We start from the raw sequence: 26,778 nt of genomic DNA, 5'->3' as shown, positions 1-26,778 counted from the left end.
CCTTGCGGAGGCCGGCGCGATCGTGGCTTACAGCTTGAACTCGACGCCGAGGTAGGTGGTGCGTCCGAAGTACTGGATCGTACCGGTCTGCGACGGGTCGGCACCGAAGTAGGTGCGCGTGGGCTGGTTGCTCAGGTTCAGCACCTGCACCACCGCGCGCCACTGCTTGCTGATGTCGTACGAGGCCTGGAAGTCGTACACCGTTTCGGCAGCGAACGTGACCAGCTGGTTGGTCACGGCGATCTGCGTATCGGAGGCGAACTTCGAACGGTAGTTGCCCGACACGCGCGCCGAGAACGGACCGTAGTCGTAGAACACCGCCATGCTGGCCACGCGCTTGGACAGGCCCGGCAGGCTCAGGTTCGATTCCGGGCCGCCCAGGTTGTCCGGGTTGCGCACGTTGCTGGTGGTCAGCGCGAAGTTGGCCTGCACGCCAAGGCCCGCCCAGATGCCCGGGAAGATATGGTTCTTGGCGAACGACATCTCCAGGCCCTTCACGCTGCCGCCGGTGGCGTTGTACGAGGTCTGGTACACGCCATTGAGGTAGGGCTTGCCGGTGTTCGGATCGGTCGGCACCGGAATGCCGGCCGCGGCGAAGTCGAAGTTGTTGTACTGGATCGACTGGATGAACGAGTCGATGTGCTTGTAGAACACGCCGCCGCTGACCATGCCGGACTGGTCGTCGAAGTAGTGCTCGTAGCCCAGGTCCCACTGGAACGCACGCAGCGGATCAAGCAGCGGGCTGGTGCCGCCCCACACGTTGTACTGGCCGTTGGACACCCACGAGCCGGAACCCGCCAGCATCTTGTTGATCGGCGGACGCGACAGCACCTTGGCGGCGGAGAAGCGCATCTGGTCGTCGTCGGTGAGGTGGTACACCAGGTTCAGCGACGGCAGCCAGTCGGAGTAGGTCTTGCCGACATGCAGCGGCGCGTAGTCGGTGCTGGTGTAGCCATTGCCGTCGGTGATCGGAATGCCCGCACCGTTGCCCACCTGCTGCAGGCCATCGCTGTACTGCTTCTGGTGCGAGTAGCGAATGCCGATGTTGCCGGTCAGCTCGTGGCCGAACACGTTCTGCGAATCGATGTCCGCCTGGAAGTACAGGTCGCGGGTCTGTTCGTCGACCGAGCCGCTCTGGATTTCCGACCAGCTGTTGTTGTTGATGTCCTTCACCGGGTTCGCGGTGATGCCATGCGCGGCGAGGATGGCCGGGCCATTGAGCTGCAGGAAGCACGGCAGGCCGGAGAACTTGCCCTTCCAGCAACGCACGCTGGCGGCGCTGGCGGGAATGCTCAACGCTTCCTGCTGGTAACCGGCCGAGCCCTTGTTGTTGAAGTCCGTGCCCCACTCCGAACCGTAGACGTAGACCTCGCGGTCGGCGTTGTACGTGTGGTTGTTCAAGTACACGCCCGCTTCCAGCGCCGAGAACCACGAGCTGTTGGGCAGGTCGTACTTCACGTCGGTGCGGAACGCCTTCATCTTGTCGTGGTAGATGTAGGGGTACACGCCGTAACGCGACAGGCCCATGTCGCTGAGGTTGGTGTAGGCGTCCGGGTTGCCGAACGACACCGAACCCACGCTGCGGCCGGCCAGCTGGTACGTGGTCGACTGCGCCATCAGCGACTGGTTGGTGGTGCCCAGGTTGTTGTACGGATCAGCCGTGGTGTCGACGTTGATCTCGTTGCTGGTCGCGCGCGACATCGACAGGTCGGTGTTGACGTGCCACGGGCCGTGGTTCCACTTCATGTTGAGGCCGCCGGAGAACACGCTGGTGTTCGTCGTGTAGTTGTCGGCGGTGGTCTCGTTGGAGAAGTTGTTGTTGCCGGGGCTGTTGATGGTGCCGCCGGTCATGGTGCCGTACGGACCAAACACGGCGTTGGAAATCAGGTCCTGGTTGCCGTAGATGTTCTGCGTGCGGAAGCCGTAACCGAACGAGACATCCTTGAACTTCGAGTAGAACGCGTCGGCGCCGAACTGCAGTTCGTCGGTGGCCTTCCACACCACGGTGGCCATCTCGCCGGTGCGGCGCTCGTTGCCGCCGTTCTGCTGCACCTGCAGGCCCTGGGTCAGGTAGCCGTACTGGCCGGTCTGCTTGAGGTTCACGAGGTTGCCGTCCGACGCCTCGCCCACGAACTGCTCGGCCACGTGCGGCTGGTACATCTGCGCCACGCCCAGGCCCACGCCCAGCGTGTCGTTGAGGAACTTGCCCTGCCATGCGGCGCTCAGGCGGTAGCCGGTGGAGTTGGCGCCGGCCACGTCGTTCGCCTGGCTGTTGTAGCTGCCGCGCGCGTCGATGTTGAGGTTCTGTTCCTTCGGCGCGTTGAGCGGGTTGGCCGTCTCCATCGCGATGGTGCCGCCCACGCCGCCGGTGATCAGCGACGCCTGCGAGGACTTGTACACCGTCGCCATGTTGATCAGCTCGGACGGGTACTGGTCGAACTGGATGTAGTTGCTGCCGCTGGTGGACGGCTGCTCGCGACCGTTGAGCGTGGTCTGGATGAAGTTGCCCGAGAGGCCGCGGATGTTGATCTGCGAGGCCTGGCCCGCGATGCGCTCGGCGGAAACGCCCGGCAGGCGCGTCAGCGCGTCGGCGATGGACTGGTCCGGCAGGCCGCCGATGTCGGCCGCGGTGATGACGTTCTGGATGGTGTCGGCGTAACGCTGGTAGTCGATCGACTTCTCCATGCCCTGGTTGTAGCCCGTCACCGTGATGGTGGCGAGGCTCTTGGCCAGCTGCTGGTCCTGCGTTTCCTTGACCTGATCGTCTTTCTTGGCGTTCTGGCCGCCCTGCTGCGCAGGCGTGGCCTGATCGCCCGTTGCGCCGTTCGCAGCGGCCGTGCCGCCTGCGTTCGCGCCCGTATCCGTCGGCATCGCTTGAATACCGGCCGTGAAACACAGGCCGGAAGCCAGCGCCAGGGCCAGCACATTACGTTTCAGTTCCACCGTCTTCCCCTCCCACGGGTATGCACTTCATCTTTGGTTTTGTAGTTGCCATCGCGGTCCCCACAGACCGCGATGGCCTACGCGCCAGCGCAAGCCGAACATCGGAGGGCCCCGTCGCGTGGCGGCCATGGTAGGGCCGTCAAAAAGGGCGAACAGGCCTATGCATACGTATTCATGACCCCGTTTTTTTGTGCACCTTTGACAAAATTCTGATGGCGCTGCGTCGTCCGATGACGTATTCGCCGCGCCTTTCCGAGCAAAGTGGTTTTCTTCGCAAGTACGCCATACCGCGGTTTTTCGCGCCTCCGACAAGACCACTTGCTTCCTGTTGGGTGCATGCGCCCGCACGCCCTGCTGCATCGCAATATCGCGATTTTTTGAATACGTATGCAAACGAAGCGTCCGCTTCGCACTCTGCCTTTAAGCTGCCCCCCGCGCTTTGCTCGGGCCTGTCCTGCACGCAATGCGCGCATTGGGTGGGAACGGGACATGCGAATGAGTCAGGCACCATGGTGGCGCGGAGCCGTCACCTATCAGATCTATCCACGCAGCTTCATGGACACCAACGGCGATGGCGTCGGTGACCTGCCCGGCATCGTCGACAAGCTCGACTACGTCGCGAGCCTGGGCGTGGACGCGATCTGGATCTCGCCCTTTTTCCGCTCGCCGATGGCGGACTTCGGCTACGACATCGCGGACTACCGCGAAGTGGACCCGCTGTTTGGCACCAACGCCGATTTCGACCGCCTGCTGGCCAAGGCGCATGCGCTGGGCCTGAAGGTGATGATCGACCAGGTGCTCAGCCACACCTCGGTGGAACACGCCTGGTTCAAGGAAAGCCGCGAGAGCCGCGACAACCCCAAGGCCGACTGGTACGTGTGGGCCGACGCGAAGGACGACGGCACGCCGCCCAACAACTGGCTGTCGCTGTTCGGCGGTTGCGCCTGGCAATGGGAGCCGCGCCGCGGGCAGTACTACCTGCACAACTTCCTGACCTCGCAGCCCGACCTCAACTACCACAACCCCGACGTGCGCCGCGCGGTGCTCGCCGAGGTGAAGTACTGGCTGGACAAGGGCGTGAACGGCCTGCGCCTGGACGCGATCAACTTCTGCTTCCACGACCGCGAGCTGCGCGACAACCCGCCCAAGCCCGAGGAAAAACGCGTGGGCCGCGGTTTCAGCCCGGACAACCCGTACGCGTTCCAGTACCACTACTACAACAACACGCAGCCGGAGAACCTCGCGTTTCTCGAGGAACTGCGCGCGCTGATGGACCAGTACGAAGACGTCGCCGCCATCGGCGAAATCTCCTCGGAAGACTCCCTCGCCACCACCGCCGAGTACACGCGCAACGGCCGCCTGCACATGGGCTACAGCTTCGAGCTGCTCACCGACGATTTCAGCGCGGCGTACATCCGCGGCACGGTGAGGAACCTGGAGGCGCAGATGCTGGAAGGGTGGCCGTGCTGGGCCATTTCCAACCATGACGTGTCGCGCGTGCTCACCCGCTGGGGCAATGGCGACGCCTCGCCGCAGCTGGCCAACCTGCTCACCGCCATGGTGTGCTCGCTGCGCGGCTCGGTGTGCGTGTACCAGGGCGAGGAACTGGGCCTGACCGAGGCCGAAGTGCCGTTCGAATCGCTGCAGGATCCCTACGGCATCACCTTCTGGCCGACCTTCAAGGGCCGCGACGGCTGCCGCACGCCCATGCCCTGGGACGGCGGCGTCAACGCCGGCTTCAGCATCGGCGAACCCTGGCTGCCGGTGCCGGCCGAGCATCGCGCGCTCGCCGTGACCCTGCAGGACAGCGCGCCGCAGTCGGCCCTGAACGGCTTCCGCCAGTTCATGGCGTGGCGCCGGACGCAGCCGGCGCTGCGCTGGGGCGACATCCAGTTCCTCGACACGCCCGAACCGGTGCTGGCCTTCACCCGCAGGCACGGCGAGGACACGCTGCTGGTCGCGTTCAACCTGTCGAAACAGCCGGTCGAACTGCCGCTCGCGCTGGGCAAACTCAAGGTCGTGAACGGCCACGGGCTCAGCTCGGGCAACGCCACCGACAGCGGCATCCGCCTGCCCGGCCACGGCGCGCTGTTCGCGCGCGTGGACTGAATCAACGCTTACCTCCCTCGACGGCGGACGATCGAACTTCCCTGCCGCCGTCGACTTTTCCCTCTGCCTCGTGCTCCTATGATCGGCGTCCCGATCCATAGGAGCTTTCTATGCGTGCTGTCCTGATCCTTGTTGGTCTCGTCCTTCTGGCCGGTGGCATCTGGGTTTTGGCCGGCCACGGCAGCTACCAGGCCACCGACACGCTCGTGCAGATCGGCTCGGCCAAGGTCACCGCCACCCATGACAAGGCGCTGCCGCAGTGGGTCGGCATCGCCGCCGCCGTGGTGGGTGCGGTGCTGGCGCTGGGTGGGTTCCTCAAGAAGGGGTGATGCCCTTGCTCGTCATTCCGGCGTAGGCCGGAATCCAGTTGCGGTGTGTTGGGTTTTCGCGTCTGCGCACAGGCTCTTGTGCAAACTGGTGCGAAAACTGAGCCGTTCCGCCACTGGATTCCGGCCTGCGCCGGAATGACGAGCGTGTAGGCTTAAGGCGGCCCTTCCGCCCCTTTTCCACGAGACGCCACCATGGAACGACGCCAATTCCTGCGCCAGGCTGGCACCACGCTTGCCGTCGCCTCCACGGCGGGCATCGCCGCCTGCGCGGGACCGCGCGTGGATTCCCGGCCGGCGTCGACGGGGGGCACGTTCTCGCTGCCGCTTATCCGTGCCACCACCGACCGCATCACCGGCGTCTACGTGTGCACGCGGCCGTACCGGGCGGAAGGCCCGCGCATCGAGACGCAGAAGCTCGGCAAGAAAACCGTGGTGCACAACTACGGCCACGGCGGCAGCGGCTGGTCGCTGTCGTGGGGCTCGGGCACGCTGGCCCTGCAGATGGTGCAGGCCACGGGAGCGAAAGAGCTGGGGGTGATCGGCTGCGGCGCCATCGGCCTGACCACGGCGCTTCTGGCGCAGCGCGCGGGGCTGTCGGTGCGCATCTACGCCAAGGCCTTGCCGCCGGATGTGTTCTCCATGCGCGCGTCGGGCCTGTGGACGCCCGACTCGCGCATCTGCGATGCCGCGCATGCGCCGGCGCTGGCCGATCGCTGGGAAATGATGGCGCGCATGTCCTATGCGCGTTACCAGAGCCTGCTCGGCCTGCCGGGCAAGCCCATCGAATGGATCGATGGTTACTCGCTGTCCGACGCGCCCTTCGGCAAGTTCCACGGCGACGTGCCGGACGAACCCCAGTACGGCGAGTTCGAGGACCGCGTGCGCGACCTCACTCCGCGGCCGGTGGAACTGGCGCCGGGCACGCATCCTTTCCCCGAGCCCTATGTGCGCCGCTACACCACGCTGATGTTCAACATCAGCAGCTACGCCGATTACCTGATGAACGAATATCGGGCGGCGGGCGGCAAGATCGAGATCCGCGAGTTCGAGCATCCGGAGCAGTTGCAACAGTTGCCCGAACACACCCTGGTCAACGCCACCGGCTACGGTGCACGCGCCCTGTTCGGCGATACGTCGGTGATCCCCGTGCGTGGCCAGACGGCACGGCTGATTCCCCAGCCCGAAGTCACCTACGGCTTGCGCGCGCAGGACATCAGCGTGGTGCCGCGCAGCGACGGCATCATGGTGCAGGTGATCGGCGACAGCGGCAATTTCAACAACGCGGACATCACGCCGCACCGCGAAGCATCGGAAGCCGCCGTGCGCGAACTGGCCGACATCATGGCGAAGATGAAACGCACCTGATGCCGCACGGCGGCGCCCCGTACGCCTGACTGAAAATGCGCTGACGCACGTTGACGCCATGCAGACGCCGGGCCAGGGTTGGCGCGGCATACTTGCCGCTCGTCCCCGCGCCATGCACCAAGGAGCCGCCCATGTTCGCCAACGCGTCCGCCTTGATGCGCCGGCTTTCGTGGACACGACGCGCGACAGCGTTGGCCGCGCTGCTGATGCCCATGGCGCTGTGGGCACAGGCGCAGATCCAGATCACGCCATTGCCGGAGACCAGGCACGCCGCCGTGACGCAGCTCGGCGCCGCCGAACTCAGCGCGCGCGACGTGCAGCCCTGGCTGGACGGAGAAATGAGCAGCGTCATGCAGAAGGCTGCGGTGACCGGCGCCGTGGTAGTCGTGGTGAAAGACGGCGAGGTGCTCGTCTCCAAGGGCTATGGCTACGCGGACCCGGACGAGAAGAAGGCGGTCGATCCCGCCAGCACGATGTTCCGCGTGGGAGCGATGTCCGGCGTGGTGACGTCGACAGCGGTGATGCAACTGGTCGAACAGCACAAGCTCGAGCTGGATGCAGACGTCAACCGCTATCTGGATTTCACCATTCCGCCGCGCGACGGCAAGCCGGTGACGCTGCGTGATCTGTTGACGTATACGCCGGGTTTCGAGGACGTGACCAAGCGCGTCTACCTCACGGACCCGAAACAGCTGGAACAGAACGAGGACTGGCTCAGGCACGGGGTTCGCGTGCCCGCACGCATCTATCCCGCAGGTGACGTACCGGCGTATTCCACCTATGGCATGGCGCTGGCCGGCCACATCGTGCAACGCGCCTCGGGCCAGCGCTTCGACGAATACATCGAGCGGCACGTGTTCGAGCCGCTGGGCATGCAGCACGCCACGTTCCGGCAGTCGACGCCGCTCTGGGAAAACCTCGCTTCCAACGCGGGGCCTGCAGGCGCACCGACGCGAAAGCTCGTTCTTCCCACGCCTGCCCTCGGCCTTGCGATCAGCGGCGGCGACATGGCCCAGCTCATGATCGCCCAGCTTCAGTACGGCCGCGCCGGCAACGCGCAGCTGCTCGAACAGGCCACTGTCAAGCAGATGCAGGATGAGCAACGCGCCGCGATTCCCGGCCTGCCCGGCATGGCGCTGGGCTTCGCGCACATGGATCGCGACGGTCAGGCCGTGCTTGGCCACGAGGGCGATTTCAATGGCTACCACAGCCTGCTTGCGCTGCTCCCCGAACATCACGCCGGCATCTTCATCGCCACGGCCGGCGGCGATGCGCAGCCTTTGCTGCGGCCACTGGTCGAGCGTTTCTCCGACCGCTATTTCCCGCCGCTGCCGCAACTGAAACCACCGACGCTGGGCACGGACAAGACGCATGCCGCGCAACTGACGGGCCGTTACACCTCCAGCATTACGTCGCAAGGCAACATGCTCGCGCTGCGCGATCTGTTCCGCCAGCAGGCGATCAGCGTGGCCGCCGATGGCTCGTTGATCGCGCCCATGTTCGGCGCGGCGCATTGGCGCGAAGTGAAGCCGTACCTGTGGATCGACGACGCCACGGGCCGACGCCTGGGCGCTGTGGTTCATGACGGCCAGGTGCGCATGGTGTCCACCGATGCGCTGTCTCCGATGGAGGTCTATCTGCCCGCTACCGGCGCCTCGCCGGCCAGCGTCGCGCGTATCGCCGCGCTGCTGGCCACGGTGTTCGCGCTGATCGTGCTGTCATGGCCGCTCGTCGGCTGGCTGGGTCGCCGCCATGCATCGCTGGCGCTGCCCGAGCAGGACGTGCGCGGATATCGCCTGAGCCGCCTCACCGCCCTGCTCTACCTGCTGTTCGCCGGCGGCTGGTATCTCATCCTGCCGCGACTGGGCATGCCGCACCTTGAAACGCGCCTGAGCCTGCTGTTCCTGCTCGGCTGCCTGGCCGTGCTCGGAACGGTGCCAGCAGCATGGGAAACATGGCGCGCATGGCGGAGCGGCGCGTGGTGGCGCAGGATCAGCAGCACGATCCTGCTGCTGGCCTGCCTGGGCGCCATCGCGTTCATCGCCTGCTGGCACCTGCTGAGCTACGACCCCAGCTATTGATGCGGCGCGCGGACGGGCATCCTCCGGGACCGATCCGGCCCCGCCCGCTACAATAGGTAGATGGATGTCTCCCACCTGATCGACAAGCTCAACGACGCGCAGCGCGAAGCCGTCTGCGCGCCGCCTGGCAATTACCTCGTGCTCGCGGGCGCCGGCTCCGGCAAGACGCGCGTGCTCACCCACCGCATCGGCTGGCTTACGCAGGTGGAAGGCATCTCGCCGTGGGCGATTCTCGCCGTCACCTTTACCAACAAGGCCGCGGGTGAAATGCGCGCGCGCCTGGATCAGCTGATTCCGGGCGGCACGCAGGGGCTTACGGTAGGCACCTTCCACGGCATCGCGCATCGCCTGCTGCGCCGCCACTGGCGCGAAGCGGGCCTGCCGGAAGGTTTCCAGATCCTGGACGCGGACGACCAGCAGCGCATCGTCAAACGCGTGATCGCCGGCCTGGGCCTGGACGAGGCACGCTTTCCGCCGCGCCAGGCCACCTGGCAGATCAACCAGTGGAAGGACGAAGGCAAGCGCGCGGACACCATCGAGCATCGCGATCATCCGATGACGCGCACGCTGGTGCAGATCTACCAGGCGTACGAGGAAGCCTGCCGCCGCGCCGGCCTGGTCGATTTCGCCGAACTGCTGCTGCGCGCGCACGAGCTGTGGCTGCACAACCCGGCCATCCTGGAGCACTACCGCGACCGCTGGCGCTATCTGCTGATCGACGAGTTCCAGGACACCAACACGCTGCAGTACGCGTGGATCCGCGTGCTTGCCGGGCAGACGGGCCAGGTGTTTGTCGTGGGCGACGACGACCAGGCCATCTACGGCTGGCGCGGCGCCAAGGTGGAGAACGTGCAGCAGTTCCTGCGCGATTTCCCGGGCGCCAAGACCATCAAGCTGGAACAGAACTACCGTTCCACCTCCACCATCCTCAAGGCCGCCAACAGCGTGATCGCGCGCAACGGCGGCCGCCTCGGCAAGCAGTTGTGGACGGAGGGCGGCGAAGGCGAGCGCATCGCGCTCTATGCGGCCTACAACGAGCAGGACGAGGCGCGCTTCGTGGTGGAACGCATCCGCGAATACGTCGCCGAGCATGGAGAGGCGCGCGACATCGCCATCCTGTACCGCTCCAACGCGCAGTCGCGCAACTTCGAAGAACAGCTGATGCAGCGGGACATCCGCTTCCGCGTGTACGGCGGACAGCGCTTCTTCGACCGCGCGGAAATCAAGGACGCACTGGCCTACCTGCGCCTTTCCTCCAACCGGCAGGACGATGCCGCCTTCGAGCGCGCGGTGAACACGCCGCCGCGCGGCATCGGCGATCGCACGCTGGACGTGCTGCGTCGCCGCGCGCGCGCCGAGGGCAGTTCGATGTGGGAGGCCGCGCTGAGCGAGCTGAGCGGCGGCAAGGAACTGGCCGGTCGCGCGAAGAACGCGGTAAAGGCCTTCCTCACCATGATCGAGGACATGGCGCGCGCGTTTGCCGGCGCAGGCGCCGGCGATGCACTGGCCCTCGCCGAACAGATCGACCACGCCATCACCCACACCGGCCTGCGCGACTTCTACGAGAAGGACAGCCGCGGCAACGCCGAATCGCGCGTGGAAAACCTGGACGAACTGGTCAACGTCGCCAGCCGTTTCGAGCTCACGCCCGACGACGAGGAAGCCGGCCTGAGCGAACTGGCGGCCTTCCTTTCGCACGCCGCTCTGGAAGCGGGCGAAGGCCAGGGCGAAGCCTGGGACGACTGCGTGCAGCTGATGACGCTGCATTCGGCCAAGGGCCTGGAATTTCCCGTCGTGTTCCTGGTCGGCATGGAAGAAGGGCTGTTCCCCAGCCAGCGCTCCGTCGAGGACGAAGGCCGCCTGGAGGAAGAGCGCCGCCTCGCCTATGTCGGCATTACCCGCGCGCGCGAAAGGTTGTTCATCACCTACGCCGAATCGCGCCGCATGCACGGCGTGGAAATGCTTGCGCGGCCCTCGCGCTTCCTCGCGGAGATTCCACCCGAGCTGATCGACGAAGTGCGCCCGCGCGTGCAGGTCAGCCGTCCGCTGTACGGCGCGCGCCCCACCGGCGGTTCCATGTCGCTGGAAGAGAGCATGCCGTTGAAGCTCGGCCAGCGCGTGAGCCATCCGAGCTTCGGCGAGGGCACCGTGGTCAGCGCGGAAGGCAGCGGCGCGCACATGCGCATCCAGGTGAACTTCTCCAGCAGCGGCAGCAAGTGGCTGGTCTACGCCTATGCCAACCTGACGCCGCTGTAGACAGCCACGCAAGCACCAAGGGCCGACGACCATGAGCGACCAGCCTTCCCTGCGCGACAACATCCGGCAGCTGTTCGACGTCCAGCAAGGCCTGGCCTTCGTCTATCGGCACCTGCCCTGGACGCATCGCCTGATGCAGGGCGCATGGTTCGCCCTGCTCGCGCTGCTGGCGGCGAGCGCGTCGTACGGCCTGGGCATGCTGCTGCATACCCAGCAGGCCTTCTGGGCGGCGCTCACCGCCATCGCGGTGACGCAGCAGACCTACCTCGACACGCGCTCGTCCTCGCGCGACCAGATCATCGGCGCCCTGGTGGGCAGCGTGGCCGGCTTCGGCGCCGTCCTGCTGCTGGGCGAGCAATACCTCGCCTACGTGGTCGGCCTGGTGGCCGCCATCGGCGCCTGCTGGCTGTTTGGCGTAGGCAGTGCGGCGCGGTTGAGCGCCAGCACCACCACCATCATCATGCTGGTGCCGCACACCGGCTCGTTCTGGCTGATCGCGCTCACCCGCGTGGGCGAGGTGGCGCTGGGCATCGGCTGCGCGCTCGCGGTGGTGGCCGTGGCCGAGCGCGTGCAGCACTGGTGGATGGGCCCGGGCGACACCAGCGATATGGCATCCGACAGCTAAACGCACGAAGCTTCGAGCGGAACCTGCGCCACGCGGCCAGGCTCCCTGTTTCCAGACTTTCGATACCGGACTCGCCACCATGAACGACCGCTCCGGAGACACCCGCGACACCGCCCGCGCACGCCTGGACCACGACATCTGCGTGCACATCTTCACCGCCTCCGCCGCCATGGTCGGCGTGTGCCTGACGGTGATCGGCATCCTTCGCGTGGTGATTTCGCTGCGCAAGGAAGACCTGCTCGGCGACGACCTGCTGGCCGTCAACGCCATGCTCTACCTGGCCGCCTGCCTGTTGTCGTACTGGGCGCTGCGCACGCGCAGCATGGGCCGCAACCACCGGCTGGAACGCATCGCCGACGCGATCTTCCTGGTCTCGCTGGTGTTCACCGCCATCAACGCGGGCTTCATCACCTGGGCGATCTCGGTCAGCTGACCGGGTGACAGCCGGCGGCGGACACGCGATGATCCCGCCCATCGCCAGGGGGAATGGCGGCCACGCCACCGATGCCACGACGGGCCTTGCGGGCCGGCGCCACGGTGGTCGAGTTTCGACGGAACGCCAGGGCACACATGCAAACACCATGGTTTCTGGATCACCTGGGCCTGGATGCGGAGACGGACCTCGCCGCGGTGAAGCGCGCCTATGCGCAACGCCTGAAGCAGATCGACCAGGCGACCGACATCGACGGCTTCATGCGGCTGCGCGAGGCCTATGCCGCGGCCACGGCGTGGTGCCGACGCACCGCCGACGTTCCTGTCACTGTTGCACCGGAGCAGGCCCGAGCCGCTGAAACGCCGGAAGCGGTACCGGCGACGGAGCACGCACCCGCCATCCCGACGCCGATGGACGCGGCCACCCAGGCGCTGCAGGACCTCGCCCATCGCCTCGGCAATGGCGAGGCGCCCGCGGCCGCGCTGCCGGCTTCGCTACAGCGGCTGTCGGGCGAGCACCTGCACGCCACGGCGATCTCCGAAGCCATGCTGATCGACCAGCTCGCCTCCGCGCACCTGCCGCAGCGGCTGGCGTTGTTCGGTGTCGCGCATGAACGCATGGGCTGGGGCGACATCACTCGCCTTCGGCAGCTGGGTGGGCGCGGCCAATGGATACGCGCGGTGCTGGAGCAGGAGGCGCTATGGAAGCGCACGTCCGAAGCCATGGGCTGCCACGACCTGTTCGACCGCCTGGGCGGCGCGCCCGCGCTGGATCGCACCGACCTGTCGCCGGCGCAGTTCGGCCGCGATGCCGTGCTGCGATGGCCGGACATGCAGGACCTGTTGCGCCGCTATCCGCAGTATCTCGTGCTGCGCGTGGAACGTTCCGCGCTCGACGCCTGGAAGCAGGCATTCGAAGCCCTGCCGCTGCGCGACAAGACGATGGCCGAGTCGTTCTCCAACCTCAACCTGCCCTCGCCCGCCGCCTACCGGCGCGCGGCGCCGCCGCGCCAGCGCGAACATAACGGTGGACGCATCGGCCTCGTGATTGCGGCCGTCGTGGTGTTCAACATGATCAGCCATCTGCTCGGCAGCGGATCCACGCCGACGCCGGCTCCGGTGGTGGCGCCAGCGCCGCTGGTCTCTCGCGTGCCGCTGGTGCTGCCCGAGCACGTGCTGGCCAATCCGGCCAATTGCGGGCGCATCGAGCGCGTCGTGCACGAGGCGGATTGGGCGCCGCCGCTGGACCCGACGCAACTGCACCGCCTGCGCGATGCGGTGTCCTCATGCCTGACGACGCGGCAATGGCCGCATTGGCGCATGGCCGATCCGCAACTCGCGCGGCTGGGCATCCAGACTTGAGAGGCTGTTGAACCTCTCGCTTGAGTGCACATTTTTCCTCGCCGTCATGCCCGCGAAAGCAGGACGAGCGCGTAGCGCGAAGAACGCCTGCAAGGCGACCCCACGAGTGAGCGCAGAGAGCAAAGGCGCTGGATCCCCGCTTTCGCGGGGATGACGGTGAGGGAGTGGGCGCTGCTCAGGCTATTTTGAACAGGCTCTCAGGTTTTATTCCGGCAACCTCGGCACGCCGTGCTCGCTGCGCTCCTCCACCGCGATGGGACGCGTGTCCAGTCGCGTGGAACGCGCGCCCTGCGGCAGCGGTTCGATGGCTTCGCCACGGGCCAGCGCCAGCGCATTGCGATAGCAGCGCTGCGCCAGCGCGGCATCGCCCTGCCCCGCGTGCACGTCGCCCAGCGCTTCCCATGCGCCGCTGCTCGGCGACAGCGCCAGCGAACGCTCCAGGTACTGCGTGGCCTTGCCCCACAGCTGCTGGCGCACGCACATGCGGCCCAGCGTGAGCAGCAGCGCGGCATCGTTGGGATGGGCGTCGAGCCACGACTCGGCGCGGCGCAGGCGCGCTTCGATGTCTTCGCCGCCCAGCGAGCCGTAGGTTTCGATCAGCAGCGGCGACCATTCGCGGCGCAGCGCGGATTCCACCTCGTCCATGGCCGGCAGCATCATGCCGAACGACGCGGCCTTGCGCGCATAGGCGTCGATGGCGGCCGGCACGCGGCGCTGCGCCTTGGGCAGCTGCGACCACAGCGTGTTCAGCGCGGCGGCATCCGGCGCGTTGCGCAGGGAGGCATTGAGCACCTGGGCTTCCAGCGCGGCGAAGGAGCGCGCGCCCAGCGCACCGCTCTTCTGCAAGGGCTCGAGCGCCTGGCGCGCGCGGCGCGTGTCGCCCGCCGCGAGCGATGCCAGCGCCAGTTCGCGCCAGCCGCCCGGCGTCAGGTTGCCGGCATCCGCATCGGCGGCCAGCAGGTTCACCGCTTCCCCGGGTCGGCCTTCGCGGCGCAGCACGCGGGCGCGCAGCACGCGCGCGGCGCGCGGCGCCACCTGTGCGGCCTCGTCCAGCGTGGCGAGCGCGCGGCTGTTCTCGCCGCGACGGGATGCCGCTTCCGCCGCCGCCAGCAAGGCGGGACCGCGCAGCACGTCCAGGCGCGAGGCGCGGTGCAGATCGCGTTCGGCCTCGCCATGCCGGCCTTCCATCAGCGCCAGCAGGCCTTCGCTCATCTTCTTGCGGCTCAGCTTGCGATGGCGGCGCGTGAGCGCGCCGAACGGCCAGCGCACCGCGAACCACACGGCGCTGATAAGCGCCCATGCCAGCAGCAGGATGACCGCGGCGGCGACCACGGTGGTCTCCGCCTGCCAACCGCGCAGCTGCACCAGCACGTAGCCCGGGTCTTCGGCCACCCAATGCCAGCCGAAGGCGGCCAGCGCCGCCGCGATCACCAGCAGCAAGATCCAGCGCCACAACTTCATGGCTTGGCTCCGGTCGAGCTGCTGCTCGCGGGCTTCAGCGCATGCACGGCGCGCAGGTTGCGCAGTTCGTTGAGCGCCGCGCCAAGCTGCACGGGCGCGCCCGGCGGCGTGGCCATCAAGCTCGCCAGCTGCGCGCGCGCCTGCTGCACCGGTGCCGCGTGCGTATCGAACTGCGCGGCGATGCCGGCATCGGCGCGCTTGAGCGCGGCGACGTAGCCGTCGCGATCGGAAGCGAGCAAGGCGGCCTGCGCCTGCGCCAGGTCAATGGCGGCCAGCTCGCGGGCAAAGCGCGCATCCGCCACCGACAGCGGCGCGCCGTTCGTGCGCTGCACCTTCACCACGTTGTTGAGCGCGCCGACGATGCGCGACCAGCCGCCGGGCGCGGTGTCGCCCGATGCGGTGTCCAGCGGCTTCAGCGGCAGCTGCATCATCGATGCGCGCAGATCGCTGAGCGTGATCAGCGACGCATCGATATTGACCGTGCGGCTCTTGCCCAGCGCCTCGCGCTCGGCGCCCATGCTCTGGCGCAAGCCGGAGAAAGCGCCGTCGTTCACGGCGGCCAGCGCCTGGTCCGCCAGCGCGTAGGCGGACAGCGCGCCCTGCGCGTCGTGGAACAGGTCGTAGCGTTCCTTGGCCATGCGCAGCAGCGATTCGGTTTCATCGAGCAGCATGGCGTCATGGCCGGATAGCGTCTTCTCCGACAGCTTGGCCAGGGCGTCTTCCAGGTTGCGCGTGCGCTCGGCCTGGCTGAGCACTTCCTCGCGCAACGAGCGGTTCACCTGGTCGGCATCGCTCAGGCGCTGGCGCAGCAGGTTGCGTTCGCTGTCGCCGGCACTGGCGGCGCCCTGCAGCGCATCGACCTGCTGACGAAGCGCGGCGAGGGTGGCGTTGCCCGCCGCATTGCCCTGTTCCTGCTGCCACTGGCGCCAGCCCACGTAGCCGGCGCCGCCCAGGGCGACCAGCGAGAACAGCAAGGCCACGGCCAGCGTGCCGCTGCCGCGACGCGCGGGCGGCGTGCCTCGGGCACGGGAAGAAGTGTCGGAACGCGCACCCGCAGATGCGCCGCTATCGGGGAGGGAGTCGTCTTGGCTCATGCGAGACATGCTAGCAGCCCGCAGCGGCCGGCTCGCATCAAACGCGCGTGAAAATCGGTGATCGCGCGGGAAAACAAGCCCTAGGGACGCGCCGCCGCAGCCAGCAGGTGTTCGGACAGGGCCGAGTCCGCGATCACGATGCGGGTGAATCCCGCCTCCCGCGCGGCCACGGCGATGCGCTCGCTGCTGGCCACCGCCACGGCACGGCGAAGCTGCGCGAACACGTCGCCGGGCAAGCCCAGCCTCAGGTTCTCCAGCGCCTCCGCGCTGGACAGCAGCACGCGCGACTCGGCCGGCAACGGCCGCACGGCATCCAGCTGGCGGCGTTGCCAGCGCGGCGCGGCGCGGCGGTAGACGTGCACCTCGCGCAGTCGCGCGCCGCGCGCCGCCAGCTCGTCGCGCAGTACGCCACGCCCGCCCGGCGCGCCGATCAGGGCCACGCGACGCCCTTCCAACTTCGCGAGCGCCGGATGCGCGAGCAGGCCTTCGCTGTCCTGGTGGCCGGGCGGAACCAGCGCATGGATGCCAAGACGGGCCAGCGCCCTGGCCGTGCCCTTGCCCACCGCCAGCACCGTGGCCTGGGTCGTGAGCGGTACCAGCCGCGCGGCGAAACGCACGGCCGCGGGGCTGGTGAACACCAGCAAGGCATCGCCCAGCGCGGCACGCACGGCGGCGGCCACCTCCGGCCCATCCACCGCGCGCAGCGAGAGCCCCGGCAGCAACAGGGGCAGGCCGCCCAAGCTCCGCACCTTGCGCGCCATCGGCGAGCCGGTGCCGGCGGGACGCGTGATGACCACCGTGCGTCCGTCCAGCGTGTGCTCGGCAGGTATCGGGGGTCGCGCAGTCATGGTCCGCTCCGGGGAATGCAGGGAGTGTAGCGGCCATGCGCCTGCGGATGGTCGGCCCGGGTGCGTAAACTAGCCGTTCCCTTCCGCTTCCCCACACCGATGAGCACGACCGAACGACACACCCTGGCGCGCAAGCTGGTCACTTTCATGCGCGACGAAATTCCCCTCGCGCAGACCATGGACCTCAACCTGCACGACTGCGACGAAACGCAGCTGACGCTCGCCGCGCCGCTGGGCCCCAACGTCAACGACAAGGGTTGCGCGTTCGGCGGCAGCCTGGTGAGCGTGATGACGCTCAACGGCTGGAGCCTGGTGGAACTGGAACTGCGCATGCGCGGGCTGGAGTGCGACGTGTTCGTGGGCGAATCCACCGTGCGCTACCTGGAACCGGTCTGGGACAACTTCCTCAGCGAGGCGCGGCTGGCCGAGGGCGCGGATTGGGACACCTTCTTCAGCACCCTGGCCGCGCGCGGCCGCGCCCGCATCGACGTGTCGTGCCGCGTGCCGGGCACCGGCGAAAAACCCGCGGCGACGCTGGAAGGCCGCTTCGTCGCCAAGCGGCGATCGCCGGACGCGGTGTGACATAAGCCCGATTCCGCCCGCGGCCGCGCAGATTTTGCGCAGGCACTTGGGCACAATGCGGGCATCGTCCAAGGGGAAGCCTCATGCGTCGCATCCTGATCCCGCTCGTCACGGTGTCCATGCTTGCGCTCGGTGGTTGCGCCACCGACCAGCGCAAGGACGCGCTCACCACCACGCTCAACGCCTATGCCAGCACGGTGCGCTGGGGCGATTTCAACAGCGCGCTGAAGTTCGTCGACCCCAAGATGCTCGAGGCGCATCCGATCTCGCCGCTGGAGATGTCCCGCTACCAGCTCTACAAGGTGAGCGGCTATGACGAGGGCAGCGGCCCCACGCCCAACGGCCAGTTCGAAGTGCGCCAGACGGTGCAGATCAACCTGATCAATGTGAACACCCAGTCCGAGCGCACGGTGACCGACCACCAGGTCTGGCATTACGACCAGGCGAGCAAGCACTGGTATCTGGAAAGCGGGCTGCCGGATATCAGCAGCCAGCCGTAAGCCTCGCTCGACGGAAACCTTTCTATCCGTCATCCCGGCGCAGGCCGGGCTCCAGTGACGGCATGGCATGGTTGTCGCGTGAGGCTGCACCATTTCGCGAAACCCGGCCATTGCGCCACTGGATTCCGGCCTTCGCCGGAATGACGAGCAAAAGCCCCAACACCCTAACGCCGCCACCCGTATAATCGCCCGTTCTGTTCACTCCACGCGGCCGCCGGCCGCGTCCGCGGAAGCCCAACGAATGAGCGATTTCCTGCACAAGCTGCCCCAATTCATCGGCAACAACATGGCGCTTGTCGCGTTGTTCCTGATCCTGCTGCTCGGCCTGATCGTCACCCAGCTGATGGTCATGCTGCGCAAGTACAAGGAACTGACGCCCGCCAGCCTGACCCTGCTGATCAACCGGGAAGGTCCGCTGATGATCGACCTTTCCGCTTACGCGGACTACGAGAAGGCCCATGTGCCGGGCTCGCGCCATGTCGCGCTCAGCCAGTTCGACCCCGAGCACAAGGACATCGCCAAGGCCAAGGACGTGCCGGTGGTGCTGATCGACAAGGACGGCCGCGGCGCCAGCGACAAGGCGGCGCAGCGCCTGGTCAAGGCCGGCTTCACCAAGGTCTACACCCTCGGCGGCGGTGTTTTGAGCTGGCAGCAGGCCCAGCTGCCGGTGGCCAAGGGCAAGAACCCGGGTTGATGGTTGGCCCGGGCGAGGGCGCAAGGTCCTCGCCCGTTGGCCTCACAGGCCGACGATGCCGGCCCGGTTGCCGAGGATCTGCGCCAGCACGTCGGGCGCGTAATCGAACGAATCGTAGTAGAGCCGCTCTTCCGGCAGCCCCGCGTCGATGAAGAGCTTGCGCCCCGCGTCGATCATCGCCGGCGGGCCGCTCATGTAGACGTCGTAGCGGGAAAGCTGCGGATGGTCTTCCAGCACCGCCTCGTGCACCAGCCCCGGCCGGATGCCGCTGGCCAGCGCCTGTTCCGCATCGGAAATCACCGCGTGGAAACGCAGGTCGTGCGCCAGCGCGGTCCAGTGCTCGGCCTGTTCGCGCATGTACAGGTCCGCCGCGTTGCGCGCGCCCCAGTACACGTGCATCGGCCGGCGCGTGCCCAGCGCGATGAAATGCTCCACGATGGCTTTCACCGGCGCGAAACCCGTGCCGCCGGCCATGAAGATCATCGGCCGCTCGGCGTCCTCGCGCGGCACGAAGGTGCCCAGCGGACCCTCGATGCGCAGCACGTCGCCCACTTTCAGCGTGTCGCTCACCCACGAGGTGAAGCCGCCGCCGGCCACGTGCCGCACGTGCAGTTCGATGATGCCTTCGCCTTCGGGGTGGTTGGCGATGGAGAACGGGCGACGTCGCCCGTCGTCCAGCAGCACGTCCAGATACTGGCCCGGCAGCCAGTTGAGCCGCGCATCCGCGGAAGCGGGCTTCAGGTGCAGGCCGATCACGTCCGGCGCCAGCATCCACTTGCGCGCGACCACCACGTCCAGCTGCCGCTTGACGATGTCCTCCACGGAGGTGACCTCGCGCGCCTCGATGGTGAGGTCGCTGCGCGGCACGGCCTGGCAAAGCAGGATGGCGTGCTGCGCCGGCGAGGTGCCGCTCAGCGCCACCGGCGGGTTGCGCGGGTAGTCGCAATGCCCGGCGATCAGCGTGGCCTTGCAGCTGCCGCACACGCCGGCGCGGCACGAATACGGCAGGGCGATGCCGGCCCGCTGGGCGGCCTCCAGCACGGTTTCTCCGGGGCAAACCGGGAAATGCCGGCCAGTGGATTGAATGGTGACGGTAAACACGGGGCGCATTGTCGCGGGCTAGGCGTCCTCCGACAATGAGGGCCTTGAGATATCTTCACAAGCTTTCCCCGGAGAAACCGCCATGCCCATCTGGAAACAGGACACCTCGCTCGAGCGCCTCAACGGCTGGAGCGCCAACACCATGATGGAAACGCTGGGCATCCGCCTCATCGAGGTCGGCGACGACTGGCTGCGCGGCACCATGCCGGTGGACCACCGCACCCACCAGCCCTACGGCCTGCTGCACGGCGGCGCGTCGGTGGTGCTGGCCGAAACGCTGGGCAGCACGGCCGCCATGCTCACGCTGGACCCCGCGCAGGAAGTGGCCGTGGGCCTGGACATCAACGCCAACCACGTGCGCGGCGTGCGCAGCGGCATCGTCATCGGCACCGCGCGCGTGGTGCACATCGGCCGCACCACACAGGTGTGGGAAATCCGCATCGAGACCGAAGGCGGCGAACTGGTGTGCATCTCGCGCATCACCATGGCGGTGATTCCCGCGCGCGTGGTCGCACCGCGTTGAGCATCGACGCGCCTTATGCCTCGCTCGATCCGGATCGCGTCCTCGACGCCGTGACCGCCTGCGGCCTGTGGCCCGACGGCCGGCTGCTTGCACTCAACAGCTACGAGAACCGCGTATGGCAGGTGGGCATCGAGGACGATGCGCCCGTCATCGCCAAGTTCTATCGCCCGCAGCGCTGGAGCGACGCGGCGATCCTGGAGGAACACCGCTTCGCGCAGGAGCTTGCCGACGCGGACATTCCCGTGGTCGCGCCACTGGTGTTCGGCGGACGCACGCTGCTGCACCACGACGGCTTCCGCTATGCGCTCACGCCGCGTCGCGGCGGACGCGCACCGTCGCTGGAGTCGACGGAACAACTGGAATGGCTGGGCCGCCTGATCGCGCGCATCCATAGCGTCGGCGCGCGCGAGCCGTTCGCGCATCGCGGACGCATCGACCGCGCCACGCTGATCGAACAGCCGATGCGCGCCGTGCTGGCGTCATCGCTGCTGCCGCCCTCGTTGCACGCGAACTATCGCGCGGCGGCCGAACGGGTGGACTGCGCGGTGGCCGATCGCTTCGACGCCGTCGGCCCGGTGCGCCAGCTGCGCCTGCACGGCGACTGCCATCCCGGCAACGTGCTGTGGACCGATGGCGGCCCGCATTTCGTCGATCTGGACGATGCGCGCATGGGCCCGGCGGTGCAGGACCTGTGGATGCTCGCCAACGACGACAAGGCCATGACCGCGCTGCTCGATGGCTACCAGCAGATGCGCGATTTCGACTTCGGCGAACTCGCCCTGGTGCCCGCGCTGCGCGCCATGCGGCAGCTGCATTACGCCGGCTGGATCGCCGCACGCTGGCACGATCCGGCGTTTCCGGCCGCGTTTCCGTTTGCCGCGGAGCCGCGCTGGTGGGAGCAGCACATCGCGGATCTGCATGAGTTGGCGGATGAGCTCTAGGAGCCGTTCAAGATCGCGGTGACGTGCATCCTCCTCACGTCATTCCGGCGCAGGCCGGAATCTAGTGGCCCCATAGCGCGGTTTTCGCAGAAGAGCTCAATAGCTCTGTGTCACGCGACAACCGGTCGCTCCCGCTACTGGATTCCGGCCTTCGCCGGAATGACGTGAGGGAGACAAGCGTTCGCACGAGATATCGAACCGGCGCCCACCCTGTACACCACCCAACAAACTGCCAAACCGCCCCGCCACCCTGCGTGCCGCGATCCGCTAAGCTCGCGGCTTTCGACCCGGGGCATCGCACGTGCGCACTTTTCTCTTCCGACTCATCGGCATCCTCGAAGTGGCGGGTGGCTTCTTCGGCATGGTGAACATGCTGCGCCGGCTGCTGCCGTTCGGCACGCACGATTCCATCGTGGCGGTGATCGGGTTCGCGTTCTATGCCTTCGTGATGGTGGCCGGCGCGCTGCTGCTGGAAAACAGCGAGCGCGGCGTGACCTTCTCCAGCTGGGCGCAGCTGATGCAGCTGCCGCTGATCGCCACGCCGGTGCTCAGCTACGGCTTCCACTGCGGCGCCTTCGTGAACATCTACGCCAGCCTGCACCTTCCGGTGCAGCTCGGCCTGGACTGGCACGTGGGCAGCGAGGGTTTCCTGCTCGCCGTGGCGGGGCCGTCGGTGTCGCGCCTGGGCATCAACCTGCTGGCGCTGCTCTCCTGGCTGGCCCTGCGCTTCCGCTGAGCCCAGCCTCCCCGCGCGCCATTCCCGCGAAAAAGCCGGGCGGCGCGGCCCCAGCGGGTATCATGGGCGGATGAACAGCCCCGCTCCCCTCCCCGTCATCCGCCTGAAAACCGACCGCACGCCCGGCCACCCGTGGGTGTGGTCCGCGCAGGTGCACAAGCCTGAAACCCGCGTGCCGCCCGGCAGCGTGGTCGACGTGCAGGACGCCAAGGGCCGCTTCGTCGGCCGCGGTTTCTGGAACGGCCATGCGCGCATCGCGCTGCGCCTGCTCACCAGCGACCCCGCCGAAACCATCGATGCCGAATGGATCGCCGCGCGCATCGACCGCGCCGTGACCCTGCGCAAGAACCTGCTGGAACTCGACCGCGTCAGCGACGCCTGGCGCGTGGTGCACAGCGAAGGCGACGGTCTCTCCGGCCTGGTGGTCGACCGCTACGCCGACATCCTGGTGATCGAATACTTCGCCGCCGGCATGTGGCGCTTCCGCGAGGCCATCCACGCCGCGCTGCTGCGCCACTTTCCGGGCGCGCGCCTGTACTGGTTCGCCGAAAGCCACGTGCAGAAGCAGGAATCCTTCGACTGCCGCTCGCCCGAGGCGCCCGCGCCGGCGGAGGTGCACGAGCACGGCCTGCGTTTCCACGCCGCGCCGGGCTACGGCCACAAGACCGGCTTCTTCGCCGACCAGCGCGAGAACCGCCATCACTTCGCGCGCCTCGCCAGGGGTCGCCGCGTGCTCGACCTGTGCTGCAACGCCGGCGGTTTCGCCGTGCACGCGCTGGCTGCGGGCGCGCAGTCGGCCACCGGCGTGGACATGGACCCGGGCATCCTGGAAATCGCCCGGGCCAACGCCGCCGCCAACGACGTGCCCGCCGTGTTCGAGGCCGCCGACATCTTCGACTGGCTGCGCGGCGCCATCGCGCGCGGCGAGCAGTACGACGCGGTGATCCTGGATCCGGCCAAGCTCACCCGCGATCGCAACAAGGTGGTGGATGCGCTGAAGAAGTATTTCGCCATGAACCGCCTGGCGCTGGACGTGATCCCGCCCGGCGGCCTGCTGCTCACCTGCTCGTGCACGGGCCTGGTGAGCGAGGCGGACTTTTTGGAAATGCTGCGCCGCGTGGCGCTCAACGCGGGGCGCGAGATCCAGGTGCTACACACGGCCGGCGCCGGCGCGGACCATCCGTTCCGCAGCGACGTGCCCGAAGGCCGTTATCTGAAGGCGGTGTTCTGCCGGGTGATGTAACCGCAGGTCTCAAGGGGAGAAGAACGTGCTCGATGTCGTCGACGCCATTCGCGAGTTCAACGCAGGACGCGATCCCGAACGGCTGCAACGCAAGTACACCGCGATGCGGCACGACCCGTTCACCTTCCTGCGCGGCACCGATCACCTGTTCTACGCGCAGCTGCCCGCGGCCAGGGCCTTCGACAAGGCGCCGGCTACCTGGGTGTGCGGCGACCTGCACCTGGAGAACATGGGCAGCTACAAGGGCGACAACCGCCTCGTCTATTTCGACCTCAACGATTTCGACGAAGCCGCGCTCGCGCCGTGCACCTGGGAACTCATCCGCCTGCTCACCAGCGTGCACGTCGCCGCCGCCAGCCTGGAGCTGAGCCGCGACCAGGCCAACCAGCTCTGCCATCGTTTTCTCGACGCATATACCACTGCGTTGTGCGCAGGCAAGGCGCGTTGGATCGAGCGCGACACCGCCACCGGCATGGTCGGCGACCTGCTCGAAGGCCTGCGTGGCCGGCTGCGTCCGCATTTCCTGGACAGCCGCACGGTGCGCAAGGGCAAGCTGCGCAAGCTGCGGCTGGACGGCCGCCGCGCGCTGCCGGTCACGGAGAAGCAGCGCGAGAAGGTCACCGCGCTCATCCAGAAGATCGGCGCGAAGGAAAACGATCCCGGCTTCTACCAGGTGCTCGACGTGGCGCGCCGCATCGCCGGCACGGGCAGCCTGGGCGTGGATCGCTACGCCATCCTCATCGAGGGCAAGGGTTCGCCGGATGGCAACTACCTGCTCGACCTCAAGCAGGCGCTGCCCTCTTCCCTCGCGCCGCATCTGGACATCCCGCAGCCCGCCTGGGAAACCGAGGCCGAGCGCGTGGTCGCGGTGCAACGGCGCATGCAGGCCATTTCGCCGGCGTTCCTGCGCGCGGTGAACATGGGGCGCAAGTCCTACGTGCTGCGCGGGCTGCAACCCACCGAAGACCGCGTCGCGCTCACCGACTGGCACGGCAAGCTGGAGCGCCTGGACGGCGTGCTGGAGGCGATGGGCAAGCTCACCGCCTGGGCGCAACTGCGCAGCAGCGGCCGGCAGGGCTCCGCCATCGCGGACGAGCTGATCGCCTTCGCCGAAAAACGGCGCTGGGCCGTCCAGCTGCACGAACTGGCCCAGGACTGCACGCGCCAGGTACGGCGCGACTGGAAGGCCTATTGCAAGGCCTACGACAAGGGCGCCTTCCCCGCCTGAGGCGCGCCCAGTCCGGGCTTATGAGACGCCAGCGCGTACACTGGCGACCTTGTGTCACCTGGAATCGCCATGTCCGTTACCGAAATCCTCCTGATCGTGCTCGTGGTCGCCGTGCTGGCCGTGGTCGTGCTGCAGGTAATGAGCCTGCTGCGCGGGCGCGAGGACGCCGGCCTCACCGCGCGCCTCGACGCCCTCAAGGACGACAACCGCCACCTGCGCGAAGCGCTGGCGCAGGAGCAGCGCGCCGGTCGCGGCGAAATCACCCAGTCGATCGGCCAGTCGCTGGGCCAGTTCCGCACGCTGGTGCAGGAACAGCTGGGCGGCATGAGCACCCAGCAGCACGAACGCATCGGCCATTTCGGCCAGCGCCTGGACCTGCTCACCGCGCGCACCGACGAAGGCCTGCAGAAGCTGGCCCAGCGACTCACCGAGGATGCGCGCCACAGCCGCGAGGAACTCACCCTTGCGCTCAACCGCTTCGGCGAACAGCAGCAGCAGCGCCTGGCCGCGCTCACCGCCGACAACGAAAAGCGCCTCAACGAAGTGCGCGCCACTCTCGAAACCAAGCTCAAGTCGATCCAGGACGACAACGCCGCCAAGCTGGAACAGATGCGCGCCACCGTGGACGAAAAGCTGCAGACCACGCTGGAAACGCGCCTGGGCCAGTCGTTCGCGCTGGTCTCCGAACGCCTTGAGCAAGTGCAGCGCGGCCTGGGCGAAATGCAGAACCTCGCCACCGGCGTGGGCGACTTGAAGCGCGTGCTCACCAACGTGAAGACGCGCGGCATTCTTGGCGAAGTGCAGCTGGGCGCCTTGCTGGAACAACTGCTCACCAGCGACCAGTACGACGCGAACGTGGCGACCATCCCCGGCAGCAGCGAACGCGTGGAATTCGCCGTGCGCATGCCCGGCGCGGCCGACAACGCGCAGCTCTACCTACCCATCGACGCGAAGTTCCCGGTGGAGGACTACCAGCGCCTGCTCGACGCCCAGGAAGCGGCCGACGCCGAAGCCGCCACGCTCGCCGGCCGCGCGCTGGAACTGCGCGTGCGCGAGGAAGCCAAGCGCATCCGCAGCAAGTATGTCTCGCCGCCGCACACCACCGACTTCGCCGTGCTGTTCCTGCCCACCGAAGGCCTGTACGCCGAAGTGATCCGCCGCCCCGGCCTGTTCGAAGCGCTGCAGCGCGACTTCCACGTCACCGTCGCCGGCCCCACCACGCTCACCGCCCTGCTCAACAGCCTGCAGATGGGCTTCCGCACACTCGCCATCGCCCAGCGCAGCAGCGAGGTATGGACCCTGCTCGGCGCGGTGAAAACCGAATTCGGCAAGTTCGGCACCGTGCTGGAAAAGACCCGCAAGAAACTCAACGAAGCCAGCAACGTCATCGACCAGGCCAGCGTGCGCACCCGCGCCATCGAACGCAAACTGCGCAGCGTGGAAACCCTGCCGGGCGAAGAAGCCCAGCAGTTGCTGGGCGATGCGCCGGCGATTGAAGACAGCGCGGAAGACGATGTGGAGATTTGATCTGCCGGCGCGACCTTCTGCTCGGCCTGAAGACAAGTCCATCTACAGGAATCTCCGTGCACCCTCAACTTTGATCATGAACCAGACGGGTGATTCGTTAGGATGCAAATATCCAAAGGTGGACGCATGAGGCGCACACGGTCAAGCATCAAACGAAAGAGAATCTGGTGGGGTCGAAACGGGTTCACCGCATGCTCCATGGCCGTTGCCATAGTTAGCCTCGCTATGAATTTGTGGACAAGTCACCGCACACGCCAGTCGGAGACTACAGGCGCATCGGTAGTGGCCACGAAGTACGCAGATCGAGTCGCCGAGGTATTCATGACTGCTACCTGGGCGAGATCCCTTGTGGCGGCCGCACGCCTCAAAAGCAATTCGCAGGAACAGCGCCACTTGGCTTTATTGCAATTAAGCGACGCCAAGCCACCGGCACTGAACCCAAGCGAAGAAGAGTTTGAGCTACTGACTCGTGCTGGTGATAACACCGCAAGCCGAGTGTCACTCTGCTTGAACCTGAGGAATCGATTCGAGAGTGACGTCGTGTCTCTCGAAGGAGCGAACCTAGACTCGCTTACCATCTCTCAATGGTTTGCTCTTAATCAGCTGGATCCTGACTCATTGAAGGTCATGTCTTCGTGCAAGAAGGCGGCAGAAGACCTAGCTCGCCTTGCTGAACTGGAACCCTCATTTGATGAGACTCATGAGAAGCCAGTGGTTTTGAAACGAATCCCGCCACCGGAAGATGCCGCCCCCTGAAACGTAGAGGAGATCGATGGGCGAGCGCCTGATATCTGCGAT

Annotated in this window: 23 protein-coding genes; 18 read left to right on the top strand and 5 right to left on the bottom strand. The window is 67.2% G+C overall.

The features are described from left to right. Positions 1–27 precede the first annotated feature (27 nt). A complete protein-coding gene (locus BDW41_RS09500; protein ID WP_146217336.1) occupies positions 28–2,943 on the bottom strand; it encodes a TonB-dependent receptor in 2,916 nt (971 codons plus the stop codon). Positions 2,944–3,438: 495 nt separating this feature from the next. On the opposite strand from BDW41_RS09500, the gene BDW41_RS09495 reads away from it, so the two are divergent. From BDW41_RS09495 to BDW41_RS09460, 8 genes are all read left to right on the top strand, one after another. Continuing rightward, the gene (locus BDW41_RS09495) at positions 3,439–5,052 is read left to right on the top strand and encodes an alpha-glucosidase family protein (protein WP_074548229.1); all 1,614 of its coding nucleotides are present in this window, start codon (positions 3,439–3,441) and stop codon (positions 5,050–5,052) included. Between the two features lie 110 nt (positions 5,053–5,162). Then, on the top strand, positions 5,163–5,381 hold the full coding sequence (locus tag BDW41_RS09490; RefSeq protein ID WP_074548227.1) for a hypothetical protein: 219 nt from the start codon (positions 5,163–5,165) through the stop codon (positions 5,379–5,381). A gap of 192 nt (positions 5,382–5,573) precedes the next feature. Then, the gene (locus BDW41_RS09485) at positions 5,574–6,746 is read left to right on the top strand and encodes an FAD-dependent oxidoreductase (RefSeq protein WP_074548226.1); all 1,173 of its coding nucleotides are present in this window, start codon (positions 5,574–5,576) and stop codon (positions 6,744–6,746) included. A 131-nt stretch (positions 6,747–6,877) separates the two neighbouring features. Further along, positions 6,878–8,827 carry a serine hydrolase domain-containing protein gene (locus tag BDW41_RS09480; protein ID WP_083337624.1) on the top strand — a complete coding sequence of 650 codons (1,950 nt, stop codon included), beginning with the start codon at positions 6,878–6,880 and terminating at the stop codon, positions 8,825–8,827. A 60-nt stretch (positions 8,828–8,887) separates the two neighbouring features. Beyond that, positions 8,888–11,083 carry a DNA helicase II gene (gene uvrD, locus BDW41_RS09475; protein WP_074548224.1) on the top strand — a complete coding sequence of 732 codons (2,196 nt, stop codon included), beginning with the start codon at positions 8,888–8,890 and terminating at the stop codon, positions 11,081–11,083. 31 nt (positions 11,084–11,114) lie between these two features. Beyond that, on the top strand, positions 11,115–11,708 hold the full coding sequence (locus BDW41_RS09470; protein ID WP_074548222.1) for an FUSC family protein: 594 nt from the start codon (positions 11,115–11,117) through the stop codon (positions 11,706–11,708). Positions 11,709–11,787: 79 nt separating this feature from the next. Then, positions 11,788–12,141 (top strand): hypothetical protein, encoded by a 354-nt coding sequence (locus tag BDW41_RS09465; protein ID WP_074548220.1) that lies wholly within the window; start codon positions 11,788–11,790, stop codon positions 12,139–12,141. A gap of 137 nt (positions 12,142–12,278) precedes the next feature. Further along, entirely contained in the window at positions 12,279–13,502 is a 1,224-nt protein-coding gene (locus BDW41_RS09460; RefSeq protein ID WP_074548218.1) for a hypothetical protein, read from the top strand. A 204-nt stretch (positions 13,503–13,706) separates the two neighbouring features. Here the strand turns inward: BDW41_RS09460 and BDW41_RS09455 are convergent, their stop codons facing one another. The 3 genes from BDW41_RS09455 to BDW41_RS09445 form a co-directional block, all read right to left on the bottom strand. Further along, a complete protein-coding gene (locus BDW41_RS09455) occupies positions 13,707–14,963 on the bottom strand; it encodes a heme biosynthesis HemY N-terminal domain-containing protein (protein ID WP_074548216.1) in 1,257 nt (418 codons plus the stop codon). Beyond that, positions 14,960–16,057 carry a uroporphyrinogen-III C-methyltransferase gene (locus tag BDW41_RS09450; protein WP_074548215.1) on the bottom strand — a complete coding sequence of 366 codons (1,098 nt, stop codon included), beginning with the start codon at positions 16,055–16,057 and terminating at the stop codon, positions 14,960–14,962. Before BDW41_RS09450 ends, BDW41_RS09455 begins: the two co-directional genes overlap by 4 nt. Before the next feature lie 80 nt (positions 16,058–16,137). Then, positions 16,138–16,905: a uroporphyrinogen-III synthase gene (locus BDW41_RS09445; RefSeq protein WP_074548213.1), complete on the bottom strand. Its 768-nt coding sequence runs from the start codon at positions 16,903–16,905 to the stop codon at positions 16,138–16,140. A 99-nt stretch (positions 16,906–17,004) separates the two neighbouring features. Here BDW41_RS09445 and BDW41_RS09440 point away from each other — a divergent pair, with 99 nt between their 5' ends. The 3 genes from BDW41_RS09440 (at position 17,005) to BDW41_RS09430 (ending at position 18,681) form a co-directional block, all read left to right on the top strand. Continuing rightward, on the top strand, positions 17,005–17,487 hold the full coding sequence (locus tag BDW41_RS09440) for a YiiD C-terminal domain-containing protein (protein WP_074548211.1): 483 nt from the start codon (positions 17,005–17,007) through the stop codon (positions 17,485–17,487). A gap of 83 nt (positions 17,488–17,570) precedes the next feature. Further along, complete coding sequence (locus BDW41_RS09435) at positions 17,571–17,987, top strand: hypothetical protein (RefSeq protein ID WP_074548209.1); 417 nt, start codon at positions 17,571–17,573, stop codon at positions 17,985–17,987. A gap of 241 nt (positions 17,988–18,228) precedes the next feature. Beyond that, positions 18,229–18,681: a rhodanese-like domain-containing protein gene (locus BDW41_RS09430; RefSeq protein ID WP_074548207.1), complete on the top strand. Its 453-nt coding sequence runs from the start codon at positions 18,229–18,231 to the stop codon at positions 18,679–18,681. A gap of 42 nt (positions 18,682–18,723) precedes the next feature. On the opposite strand, the gene BDW41_RS09425 is transcribed toward BDW41_RS09430, so the two are convergent. After that, a complete protein-coding gene (locus BDW41_RS09425) occupies positions 18,724–19,791 on the bottom strand; it encodes a 2Fe-2S iron-sulfur cluster-binding protein (protein ID WP_074548205.1) in 1,068 nt (355 codons plus the stop codon). Positions 19,792–19,864: 73 nt separating this feature from the next. Between BDW41_RS09425 and BDW41_RS09420 the strand changes: the two genes are divergently transcribed. The 7 genes from BDW41_RS09420 to BDW41_RS23000 all read left to right on the top strand — a co-directional run bounded on the left by BDW41_RS09420 (position 19,865) and on the right by BDW41_RS23000 (position 26,736). After that, entirely contained in the window at positions 19,865–20,305 is a 441-nt protein-coding gene (locus BDW41_RS09420; RefSeq protein WP_074548203.1) for a hotdog fold thioesterase, read from the top strand. After that, positions 20,302–21,246 carry a serine/threonine protein kinase gene (locus BDW41_RS09415; RefSeq protein ID WP_074548201.1) on the top strand — a complete coding sequence of 315 codons (945 nt, stop codon included), beginning with the start codon at positions 20,302–20,304 and terminating at the stop codon, positions 21,244–21,246. The genes BDW41_RS09420 and BDW41_RS09415 overlap by 4 nt, the downstream gene beginning before the upstream one ends. A gap of 301 nt (positions 21,247–21,547) precedes the next feature. Next, positions 21,548–21,982 (top strand): hypothetical protein, encoded by a 435-nt coding sequence (locus BDW41_RS09410; protein WP_074548199.1) that lies wholly within the window; start codon positions 21,548–21,550, stop codon positions 21,980–21,982. Positions 21,983–22,052: 70 nt separating this feature from the next. Continuing rightward, positions 22,053–23,225, top strand: a complete 1,173-nt coding sequence (locus BDW41_RS09405; RefSeq protein ID WP_074548197.1) for a class I SAM-dependent rRNA methyltransferase — start codon at positions 22,053–22,055, stop codon at positions 23,223–23,225. Positions 23,226–23,250: 25 nt separating this feature from the next. Then, positions 23,251–24,453, top strand: a complete 1,203-nt coding sequence (locus BDW41_RS09400; protein WP_074548195.1) for a DUF2252 domain-containing protein — start codon at positions 23,251–23,253, stop codon at positions 24,451–24,453. A gap of 69 nt (positions 24,454–24,522) precedes the next feature. Next, on the top strand, positions 24,523–25,980 hold the full coding sequence (gene rmuC, locus BDW41_RS09395) for a DNA recombination protein RmuC (RefSeq protein WP_074548193.1): 1,458 nt from the start codon (positions 24,523–24,525) through the stop codon (positions 25,978–25,980). 321 nt (positions 25,981–26,301) lie between these two features. Beyond that, positions 26,302–26,736, top strand: a complete 435-nt coding sequence (locus BDW41_RS23000; RefSeq protein ID WP_146217335.1) for a hypothetical protein — start codon at positions 26,302–26,304, stop codon at positions 26,734–26,736. Positions 26,737–26,778: the final 42 nt, after the last annotated feature.

The sequence above is a fragment of the Dyella sp. AtDHG13 genome, assembly GCF_003201105.1.
Classification (GTDB): Bacteria; Pseudomonadota; Gammaproteobacteria; order Xanthomonadales; family Rhodanobacteraceae; genus Dyella; species Dyella jiangningensis_B.
Note: the sequence above shows the minus strand (reverse complement) of the source record. Positions and strands in the feature narration are given on the sequence as shown.